Origin of the sequence: Nostoc sp. ChiQUE02 (genome assembly GCF_034531305.2) — a bacterium.
In the GTDB taxonomy this organism is placed as follows: domain Bacteria; phylum Cyanobacteriota; class Cyanobacteriia; order Cyanobacteriales; family Nostocaceae; genus Nostoc.
Window position 1 is genome coordinate 36,743 of the sequence record NZ_JAVRBN020000046.1, and the last position, 11,319, is coordinate 48,061.

Annotated in this window: 7 protein-coding genes and 1 pseudogene; 3 read left to right on the forward strand and 5 right to left on the reverse strand. The window is 41.6% G+C overall.

Translation table 11 applies throughout. From position 1 onward, the window contains the following. Positions 1–21 precede the first annotated feature (21 nt). Entirely contained in the window at positions 22–1,476 is a 1,455-nt protein-coding gene (locus tag RM347_RS29730; protein WP_322715991.1) for a carotenoid oxygenase family protein, read from the forward strand. Between the two features lie 307 nt (positions 1,477–1,783). Here the strand turns inward: RM347_RS29730 and RM347_RS29735 are convergent, their stop codons facing one another. Then, on the reverse strand, positions 1,784–2,377 hold the full coding sequence (locus RM347_RS29735) for an HD domain-containing protein (RefSeq protein WP_322715992.1): 594 nt from the start codon (positions 2,375–2,377) through the stop codon (positions 1,784–1,786). Between the two features lie 508 nt (positions 2,378–2,885). Here RM347_RS29735 and RM347_RS29740 point away from each other — a divergent pair. Continuing rightward, entirely contained in the window at positions 2,886–4,256 is a 1,371-nt protein-coding gene (locus RM347_RS29740; protein WP_322715993.1) for a hypothetical protein, read from the forward strand. A 157-nt stretch (positions 4,257–4,413) separates the two neighbouring features. Here the strand turns inward: RM347_RS29740 and RM347_RS29745 are convergent, their stop codons facing one another. The 4 genes from RM347_RS29745 to RM347_RS29760 form a co-directional block, all read right to left on the reverse strand. Continuing rightward, positions 4,414–5,406, reverse strand: a complete 993-nt coding sequence (locus tag RM347_RS29745; protein WP_322715994.1) for an aldo/keto reductase — start codon at positions 5,404–5,406, stop codon at positions 4,414–4,416. After that, on the reverse strand, positions 5,403–6,800 hold the full coding sequence (locus RM347_RS29750; RefSeq protein ID WP_322715995.1) for a tetratricopeptide repeat protein: 1,398 nt from the start codon (positions 6,798–6,800) through the stop codon (positions 5,403–5,405). The genes RM347_RS29745 and RM347_RS29750 overlap by 4 nt, the downstream gene beginning before the upstream one ends. A 200-nt stretch (positions 6,801–7,000) precedes the next feature. Continuing rightward, complete coding sequence (locus RM347_RS29755; protein ID WP_322715996.1) at positions 7,001–8,842, reverse strand: vanadium-dependent haloperoxidase; 1,842 nt, start codon at positions 8,840–8,842, stop codon at positions 7,001–7,003. 617 nt (positions 8,843–9,459) lie between these two features. Beyond that, a complete protein-coding gene (locus tag RM347_RS29760) occupies positions 9,460–10,779 on the reverse strand; it encodes an MFS transporter (protein ID WP_322715997.1) in 1,320 nt (439 codons plus the stop codon). Positions 10,780–11,200: 421 nt separating this feature from the next. Between RM347_RS29760 and RM347_RS29765 the strand changes: the two are divergent. Next, a pseudogene (locus RM347_RS29765) lies at positions 11,201–11,319 on the forward strand (IS630 family transposase); the annotation flags it as partial.

An 11,319-nucleotide genomic window follows, 5' to 3' on the forward strand; every position in this document is an offset into this window, starting at 1 on the left:
TGTATCAGGCAAGATTTTAATATGCAGACTATTACTAAAAAGTCAACAAAAAAAGCTTGGGCGAATGCGATCGCAGAACCAGCAAAAGAATTTCCCCTTACGCAACTATCAATTCTTTCTGGCAAAATCCCAGATGGCTTGCGCGGCACACTTTACCGCAATGGCCCCGCACGGCTAGAACGCGGTGGCAATCGCGTAGGACACTGGTTTGATGGAGATGGGGCAATTCTCGGCGTCCATTTCACGGATGCAGGAGCCACCGGAGTTTATCGCTATGTGCAAACAGCAGAATATCAAGCTGAAACTCAAGCGGATAGGTTCCTGTATGGTGTCTATGGTATGCATCCGCCAGGGCCCATCTGGAAGCGGTGGGGTCAACAGATTAAGAATGCAGCGAATACCTCAGTGTTGGCTTTACCTGATAAATTGTTGGCTCTATGGGAAGCAACCAATCCTTATGCCCTTGATTTGCAAACTTTAGAAACGAAGGGATTGGATGATTTAGGTGCTTTGGATAACGGATTACCTTATTCTGCTCATTACAAGCGCGATTTACAAACAGGCGAGATTTTTAACTTTGGAATCAGTATCGGAAGTTCTGTACAACTGAATCTCTACAAAAGCGATGCTACTGGCAAAATTATTCAAAAAACTGCTTTTAAGCTAGATCGCTACTCTATCATGCATGATTTTGTTTTAACTCAAAGGCATCTGGTGTTTTTCATGCCACCAATGCGGATGAAAATGCTGTCACTTATGCTAGGTCTGACTACATTTAGTGAATCTCTGCTGTGGGAACCTCAGTTAGGAACCCAGGTGTTAATCTTTGACCGGGAAAACTTATCCTTAGTTAGTCGTGGCGAAACTGATCCCTGGTTTAATTGGCATTTTGGCAATGGCTATGAAGATCAAGACGGTTCCGTGATTCTGGACATGGTGCGATATGCAGATTTTCACCAAACTAATGAGTATCTCAGAGAATTCGCAACTGGTGAGACGCACACAGTTCCTAGAGGAACATTGTGGCAAGTGCGCCTCAATCCCCAAACTGGTAAAGTGACAGCAACACAGGAAGTTGTGAACCGCAAGTGTGAATTTCCCGTAGTGCAGCGATGCCTACGGCGGCAAGCTACGCAAGTTGGGCAACCTTGGCGCTATACTTATATATTATTAATGCCCCAAAGAACGAATACAGACAAAGAATCGTTCAGTGCGATCGCTCGCTTCGACTACAAAACCGAAACCCTAACCGAAGCAGACTTAGGAGAAAACCGCTATCCTTCAGAACCCATCTACGCCCAAGATGCCCAAAACCCTGAGCAAGGCTGGGTGCTAACCGTTGTATACGATGGTAATTCTCATAGTAGTGAAGTTTGGATATTTGATAGCGATCGCTTAGATGCAGAACCAGTTTGCAAACTAGGATTACCTAGCGTCATTCCCCACAGCTTCCACGGCACTTGGAACCCAGCTTAACAATTCAAAATTCAAAATTGAAGAGAGTTTCAGACTCTTATATAAAACCCGACTGTAGCTTACTTCCCGCAGTGGAACTGAACGGAGTCGGAGTCACTCCGCCTCCGAGCTACGTGTAGTTCAAAATCTAACTTTTCACGTCATGCCTTCTGACTTGAAAATAATACTTTGGCTAAAAACCAAAACAAATACAGCAGTTTGCTTTTTAAGTGAGGTACAAAATGCAGGACTGATACCATTTCACTAAAAGCTTCATACAAATTATTTTTTCTCTCCCCCTGCCCCCTGCCCCCTGCCTCCTACCTCCCTAAGATTCCTGTTTTGTATGCTCCCCCCAAGGTTGACGAGCGAAGATCCGGCGTACCATCGGCTCAAAGAAATTCAGCGGCAAAGTATCATAGTTTGGATCAAATGATTCTTGATCCCACTTATGGCAGAACTCCACAGTGCAGTCAAAGTAAGGATGACCTCGAAACTTTTCTCTAGCATAGCGATCGCGTCCTGTATGATGCCAGAAATAATAGCCTTGGAAAATCCCATGATGTTCAATTATCCAATGGGTAGCTGGACTCACATAAGGTTTGAGGATGGCTGCCGCTAGCTCTGCGTGATTTACGGGTGCTAGTAAATCCCCAATATCGTGTAGCAACGCAGCTACCACGACCTCTTCTTCTGCCTCATCCCGAAAAGCCCGTGTTGCCGTTTGTAGCGAATGCTGATAGCGATCGATCAGATTTCCTGGATAACTCTCTTGTAAGCCAACTAAAAGTGTTAGGGCGCGATCGGCAACCTGATTCAACAAAGGCTTAGAATGTTCCTGCAACAAAAGATAATCTTCTTTTGTTCCGTCTGCCATTCGTGTATAAGTGGCAATACTTCTTTTTGTAGATGAGTCTGACATTATATTACTCCTGATGTAAACCTCAAAATTCTCTGTTTATCCAATGTGAGTTATTTTTTGCAACTCAGTTAGCTAAATTTTATCTGGGTTTCTAGGCTTGTATCTATCACATTATTTTTTTTAATTGGTATCAACTACTTCTTTGAGATGTTCCATTCCTGACAGGTTAAGACAAAATTAGTTTTGTCAATAGTAGTTAGGCGAGGACTGAGAGCGATAATTAGGTATCAAATTAAATATTTTACGGGCTTTATCAGGTAAGAATGAGTGATGCATTTTAAGATGAGGCGTAGGCATCGCTAGCCCAAAAATTGTGTTTTTCATCCCAGTTTTTGGCATAAATTTAAGCATTGTTACTTATTGACAAACTGTTTATTACATTAATCTATCAAGAATGCTAACAAGTTGGGTTATCTATTCATAAAATGTTAGAACAACTACTGTTCTGGATTAAAAAAGCAGCTAAAAATAACGAAGTCTAAAAAATTTTATAGAGCTTTTTCAAGATATGTTTATAGATACATTTCGGAGAATCTCTGTTTGTCAAATTCCATCCTTAAAAAAGAAACAACTATTCAAGAGTACACAAGATAGCGTATTAAATTCAGACATTAAAGCTGTCAAATATTGTCGGGAATGGATCATCTCTAAAACCAAAAATACTTTTGATAATACAAGAATCTTAGGAGTAGTAGCTGCTGCTAATAAAGCCGACAGCTTTTTACCTTACACCATTCCCAAAATCATTCAGCAAATTGCTGATATGGGAATGAAAGCGGATATCATTATTGGACTAAATCATGGTTTTGAATGTCCAAAAGTAATCGAATATTTTGACTTATTGCCAAATATCCAAATTACTCACTTATATACCGAAGCAAAGCCAGAAAATAATATTCCAGCTAAGATATTTGACAATGTAGAATGCATAGGTGAACCTTATTTTTTAGATAAAATTTCTCCTGAATATTCTCAGCATAGAATATTTTTTATTCATCAGAAAGTTAGTTTACATTCATCAGGTAAAATCAGAGTTTTAGGTGATATTTATGGCTCCTTACTGTTAAACAGTATAGAAAAGGGATGGACGCCTCCTGAGTTCGTAGTAACTTTCGATGCTGAAACTCAGTTTTTACTGGAAACTAAACATCAAGCAATCGATTCTAAGTTAGATACTAATAGCTTGATGTTAATAGTTAATGAGTTAAAAAACAGTCCACAAATCGATATTGTCAGCACACGCAATAAATTTGTGGTTTATCAAAAAGCTATGCTGGATAACATGGAAATCCTCTTACCTGACTTTAGTCAAGAACTACCTCCTATCCAGTTATTTCTTAATGTCGTACATGGGAGATTTTCTGGTTACAAGTGGAACCCTGGAGGTGGTATTGTTGCTAGAACAGATGTAATGATTAGCTTGTTAGTGGTAATTAGTGAAAGATATCCAGGAATACGAGTTGAAGATGTGCATCTTAGCATATTAGCTCATCATGCTGGTTTTAACTCTGATATATTATTGAAAGCTATCTCTATAAATAGATCCCCCAAAATAGGTGAGATAACTATGAATAGTTCCCTTAAAAGTGCTTGGATGGAGCAAATTTACAGATGGAATTCTGGCTGTAAAGCTTTAGAGTTACGTTACGGGAAACACAATATTAGTCCAATAGTAGATGATGGATTTCCTTGGTTTACTATCACAAGATCGTTAGATTTTTTACGAGCATTGATAGAACATAATAAAATTAATTTACCCACTATTATTAAAAACGTGAAATTTCTGGCGATCGCTCTAATTACTTCCCGTCAAATCAGACGGAAAAGCTCCAATAACCCTGATATCTTACAAGGTTCTACAGCCAAAGCTTTTTGGTAAATATTCAGGTTATGATGCCTAGAGTTTACACCGCGAATCCTTTTTGCTTTAGAGGGCGGTTATGAATTAGAAAGCCTAATGTGCAATTACCTTAACCTCTTATGGATGGCGGGGATTAGGGATTAGGCAAGAATATTTTCCCAATCCCCAGTACCTGCTACGCTGGGTACTGATGTCCTAAGATGGGATGAGGTGTGTAAGGTTCTTCAAGGAATTTGCGCTCTTCATCGGAAAGCTTCAAATCCACAGCCTCAACTGCTTCTTTGAGATGTTCTATCTTGCTTGCACCAACAATTGGAGCCGTTACACCCGGTTGATGCAATAGCCAAGCTAGGGCGATTTGCGTTGGTTTAACACCGCGTTTTTGAGCTAATTCTACGACGCGATCGACTATTTTAAAATCTGAATCTTGATAATAGAGACTATGGGAAAATTCATCGGTTTTCGCCCGCACAGTTTGACCATAGTCTTGTTTACTGCGATTCCCAGCGAGGAAACCACGCGCTAAGGGACTCCAGGGAATGATCCCAATTCCTTGATCTAGAGATAAAGGTATCACTTCTCTCTCTTCTTCTCGATAAACCAAGTTGTAGTGATTTTGGATAGATACAAAGCGAGTCCAGCCGTGTTTGTCAGCGGTGTAAAGGGCTTTGGCAAACTGCCATGCGTAAACACTTGAGATTCCTAAGTAACGAACTTTACCTGATTTAACTACATCATGCAGCGCCTCTAGGGTTTCCTCAATGGGCGTTTCGTAGTCCCAGCGGTGAATTTGGTACAAATCGACGTAATCTGTTTGTAGACGGCGTAATGAGGCATCAATGCCATCAAAAATATGCTTACGAGACAGCCCGCGATCGTTAGGGCCATCACCGATTTTATTGAAGACTTTGGTAGCAATGACAACTTGCTCTCTTTTAGCAAAGTCCTTGAGTGCTCGTCCCAGAATTTCTTCACTGACACCTAAAGAGTAAACATCGGCGGTGTCAAAGAAGTTTATCCCCAATTCCAAAGCTAGTTTAATAAACGGGCGACTCTCTTCTTCTTCCAGTACCCATTCTCGCCATTTCCGAGAACCATAGGTCATAGTACCCAGAGCTAGGCGTGATACTTTCAGTCCACTTTTTCCGAGATTTACGTATGTTGTCATACTGTTTGCTCTACTTTTTGATAACGTTGTGAAAGTTCTAAAGCAAGTTGAGAAGCTTGATGTGCTTCATCGATGCGTCCTAGCTGACTGTAGGTATTAGCTAATTCCCGTTGAATCACTGGAATATTGCCACGGGCAGCATTGCGCTTTTCCAGAACATTCAAGGTTTTGTGATACTGCCGATCGCGAATCAGTGCATCAAGATAAATTTGCTCAAATAAATCTCGTTGAGCATGAGATCCACCTGTGGAGTATAAATCGGGTAACACTGGCTCTAGTTGAGCGATCGCCCTCTCCCAATCCCTACGAGCATGAGCAATCATCCCCTTAGCAGCTGGTACTCCAACCTCTGCCCAAGTGCGTCGAGCATAGGGTAATACGTTCTCTGCATGAGTTTGCATACTCTCTAGCATCTCAGTAGCCCAGTCATCTTTACCGCCCCGCACCAGCGCATAGATATATTGCAAATCGAGGAAGGCGAGGACGTGCTCGTGCAGCCGTGGTTGCAGGTAAGCAGCAAGCTCCTGCCAGCGCGAACCGACATCTACACCGCGTAACTCCAGCCGCAGCAACAATGCGATCGCATTGATCTGCTCGCGTCCATTATCTTTTTTGGCACGTCCCCAGATGCGCGTGTCATATATTTCTAGTACTTTGGCAAAATTTTCAATATCCAAGTAATAAAGAGATGTATGCCACCAAAGATGTCCATGAAAAGCCGAGCTACCATATTCCCAAGTGTCGCTAAGATTCTCCATTAAAATAATTCCCTCTTCTAAGCGTCCTTGAGTTTCTAATACATGAGCAACGGCGTGGTGTGCCCAACGGTTATCTCGTTTCAGCGCGATCGCTTGTCGCCCATATTCTTCTGCTTCTGCTAAACGATGACACTCTTCCAGCCCGAAAGCTAGCATCCCGTACATATAAGGGTTATCTTGATTGGCGGCGAAAACTTTTTCGGCAATCCGCAGCATTTCTTGACTGTTACCAGAATTTCTATAGTGGTATTGGACTAAATGTACCGAGGCTAAATCGCGAGGATAGCTATCAGCGATCGCTTCATGGTGAGCGATCGCTTGGGCAATATCTCGGTTTGCCCAAGCTTCAATTGCCGCAAGATAAAGTTTTTCGCGATCATTAGCTCTTTTCAAGTTTGCTTTCGCCACATTAAGATAAAATTTTGCCTGGGTTAAGGCAACAGAGCCACCAACAAACAGATGAAAGGCGGCAGCTTGAGCGTTGGCGATGATACAAGCCGGATCTGCCTCAACTGCTTTGAGAATAACTTGGGCATCGTTACCAACACACAGTAATTGATCGACAAAGCTATTGATGGCATCTACCGCAGCTGATGAATCGGTAGTAATTTCGAGTCCAGATAAATCTTTTACCATTGATTTTCCCAGAGCATTGCACAGCTACAAGCATTACTTTGCAAAAGCTAGGTTTTAAACTACTGTAGCTTAATCGGGTTAATGTAGATAGCAATTCTTTAGTATTTCAATGAAAAATTTTGGACAAATCATAGTGTGATGGCGATCGCTTTTCTCAAAATTCAGTAGTTTAGGAGTTGCGATCGCCATGACACAGAGTTTTAGATGGTGATTTTTGTGCCATCAAATTTCGTGAATGTGAAACCTTCAAAGTTTTCGCGGAACGTTAGCTTCTCATCTCTAAGAATACCAATGGCGATCGCTTCGCCAAGGGCCAACGAGGCTGCTGCATCTGTGCGCCAGTGAATCCCCGCGCTATCGCGACCCAAGCCAATATTCGCCGCCAGTTTGTTCAATTCACCACCCACCGTCAGGGGTGGCCCTTGATATGGAATCAACTTGGTGGGATCGTTGGGATCGGGCACCACCGGATTTGGAATCACATAACTTTCATCAAATAGCGCCTTCAAGATTGTGACGCTAGCACCTGCGGACACCGAAGCGCCCCCTGGATAAGAAGAGTGCAACGGTGCTCCTTCAGGAAAAGCTTGTGGTAGCAAATAGGATTTGTTTTTGCTAAAGAAGCGATCGAGTGCTTCTGACTTGAAAACTTCGGGGTGAATCGGATAGTTCGTTTTATTCACCTTGTTGTTGTGAACCAATCCACCATAAGCCTCCGCTCGCAGACGACGGTGAACATAGTACTTCTGCCAATAAGCTGCTCTAATTGCATGTGGACTAACCCAACCGATCAAAGATTGTGAATACCCTGGCCCAAATGTCCCAGAACCACCTGATTGGGTCTTCGACTTGTTATAGGGATTAGTGGAATTGTAAGGTGAGCCAACACCACCAGCTAGAGGGTCATCGCTGACTGGCTTGGCCAGTAGAATTAAAGCAGCATTTCCATAAACGGGTGGTGGCGTATGGGCAATCTCTGACTGGTCGCGCCCGTTGATAAAGTAGCGATGGGTCGAGTCAAACTTAATCTTTCGACCAGAATCGCCACCATTTTGCACTAGCAACCACTCGTCATAATTGATTTGGAAACTGTTTTCGGGAATAGCTAGGGGAACACGGTTAAGTTGAGCATAACTATGTGTTCCTGCGGGCACTGGACGCAGTAAAAACTGGGAGACGTATGGCCCCACATCTACCCCTGGTAAAGTGTGGTAAGCCGTTCGACCAGAGGCATCAACGTAAATCGCGGTGCCTCGAAATAGGAGTTCGGGTGTAACCCGTCCGTTTTGTTTAGGCCCTTTAAATGCTGACAACCGATTCAGATCCTTAACAGCTGCCAGAATCAGCGGGTTAGTTGTATCATTGCGAAACTCGCTAAAAGGTACATCCTGCAAGAGTTGTTGCCAAGCAATTTCGAGGAATTCAGCCCCCTGCTCGGCACTATCAAGGGTAGGTGGCACTGGAATCGCCAATTGGCAAGTATTCACCCCACTCAAGCTAATTGCTAATGGAGTGAGCGGTTGTACCAACTTCCGTTTGCCGCCCAAGATGATCTTTTCATACTCGTTGGGATCGCCGGAGTTCAGCGCATTAATAAAAGATTGATAAGCCTTCAGATCAACTTCACCCAGCTGATTATGGGGTAATCCTCGTGTATCTGTGGCAATTTTGTTGGCGTACTTCGCTTCATCTCCGTTGGTGGGATGGGGAGGAATGGAAATTTCCCGATTTACCTTGGCTGCTGTTGTACGTACTTGAAAAGCTTTTTCACGTAAGTCGCCATAGTCGGGCTTTCCAGCAGGTTCCTTGGCCTGGACAACATCTCCGCCTTTTTTGGAAGAAAGGGATGAACTGAAAACTCCAGCCACAACACTAGCCGCACTAAACAAACCGGCGCGACCGAGAAATAAACGTCTGCTGGCGCGACCGAGGAATAATTTTCTACTACCTGCGCTAGTTTGAGGTTGCTTGGTTTTTGTTATTTCACTACCAACCTGAGCATTTTTTTCAAAATCTTGATGAGAATTGGGATCTGCTTGCATCTAAGTTGTTCTCCACTGGCAAAAAAAATTTAAAAATCCAGCCATGAGTAAACACATAAGAGACTAAAAGCTAGAATGACTTTGAGCCACACATGGAATACCCACCTCTAGAGAAAGAGGGCAATCTCACTAGATTTGATATGAAATCTGGGTTGTTCTACTAGAAGGGAACTTGCACTGGAGATTGTTCTCCTGACAGTTATGTAGGTATTTAATGCTAATATTCAAGCTTTCATCACATGGCTATTACACTTCCGTAGTTTTAATCAGTCCGATAGCTTGTTGCCAGGATTCAAGGGTCGCTATATTAGCTGCACTTTCTTCCAGCCATCTGTTAAACACCTGCAAGTCTATCGATTTACCGTATTTTTAGATGTTAAATCAGACTTTCTCACAAACGGTGATGAAAATCAAGAGGTTTTTACAATAAACTTAGCAAGAGGGTGAAAGCCCTGAAGAAACAGGCGCACAGCGCCGTATTCCGTGCTTGAAACGACACGGCGGATTTTGATGAAGTATCAAAGGCGGTTGTTGTTGAAAAGTCGAGTTGAAAAAATTAGGCGTTGGCGTAGCCCATCGTAGACATCGCTTCTAGACAACATCCAATAAAAGCAGATTTAGCCTTTATTTAACTGTGGAAGTAAGCCCAACTCTGCATAAATTGGATGCACTATCTTTTTTATTTGGGGCAGTTGTCTACTAAAAAAATATGCTCCTATAATGCAAAAAATACCACCAAATAATAAAGCATTGGTGACACCAAAGTAACCTGCTAATGCTCCGAAAAATAAATTACCAAAAGGCAGTATTCCTAAAAAACCCGTTGTAAATATACTAGTTACTCTACCTCTTTTATCTTCCTCAAGAAGAATTGATTGCATAAAGTTACTAATTGAAGCGAGAGCTAGAGTATTATTCATGCCTATGATAAACATGAATACTAGACAAATCTCTAAACTGGTTGACCGAGAAAAAACTATTAAACCTAAACCGAGAATTGCAGCAGAACTTGCTATAATCTTTCCCAATCCCATAACATTTTTTCTAGAGATTAGATAAATCCCTGAAACTATAGAACCAAGCGCCGAGGCTGTCATCATAAAACCCATAGTTTCCGCATTACCTTTTAAAATCTCTTTGGCAAAAATAGGTATTAAATTGACATGTGTCATTCCCATAAAGCAAATAATAATTTGTAATATCAATAAATATTTAATTGGCAAGAATTCGTATGCGTAAACAAACCCTTCTTTGAGATTTTGCCAAACTTGAGCTTTCTGATTCGATGAATTATTGATAACTGGGTTGACTTTGATAGTTAAGATTGCAGAGACAAAGGGTAGATAACTAATACTATCTACTAAAAAACAGGAAGCTGCACCAGATCGAGCAATTAGTAAACCCCCAATCATAGGACTAACAAACTTCGCTGTATTAATCAAGAATGAATGGGAAGCCATCGCACTATAAGTATCTGATTTCTTATCCAAAAGCCTGGGAATAATTACCTGACGTGCTGGTAAATCGAAAGCTTTTACCGTTCCTTGAAGCGTACCGATGGCAATAATCCATGCAACGTTAATGTTACCACTAATAGTTAGAAAAGTTAGTATAGAAGATAGCAGGATAGATACTAGCTGAGTAGTTAAGAGGACATATCGTAGATTCCAGCGATCCAGCCATACTCCTACCAAAGGAGTAATAATCAAGCCCATAGCTTGATTTGTAAATCCAGCTACACCCACTAATACAGCCGAATTAGTTAATTGATAAACTAGCCATACCAAAGCGATTTGAGTCATCCAAGACCCAAAAAAAGATAAGCTTTGTCCGATAACGAAACAAGAAAAATTCACTGATTTAAGCGCAGGCGGAAGTTCAAAAGAAACAAATTTTAGTTTGTTTTTTTGAAAGTTTTCTCTATTACTTGGTATCATGAGTTTTTCCCTGTTTAAAATTTTTTGCTGCCCTGTTTTATCAAAATAGACTTAACTTGAAAATATGAACTAGTGGTTCGTAGTGAGCGATTTATCGCTCAACTTCAAGGGCTAGAGCCGCTTACTACAAACGTCTCTACTAATTTTTTTGATGACTTTTAGCAGACTTGCATATCACCATCTCTGAGACAGTGTTAGAAACGCTTAATGTTAGCTAGACAGAAAGTTTGTATACTTACTATTGCAACAAAAAAATAGCGACACTATGATTAGAGCAAGTATCATACCATGTCTGGTTGAATACCCACAACCCCTACCGCCAAGCAGCAAGGGTTTGAGGTGATTGATGCTCAATTAACTTCAGGTAATATCATGTCCGCATAATCGCTTACGATAAAAGCAGGGAGTAAAAATATGATTTATGCCGAAACGGATCAGTATAGTCGAGCATTCAAATATTTCGGAATTAGAGCAGCTTTACAAACAAGCTAAAGATGGAATAGAAAGTCGCCAGTATCAGATTATATGGTTACTAGCGCA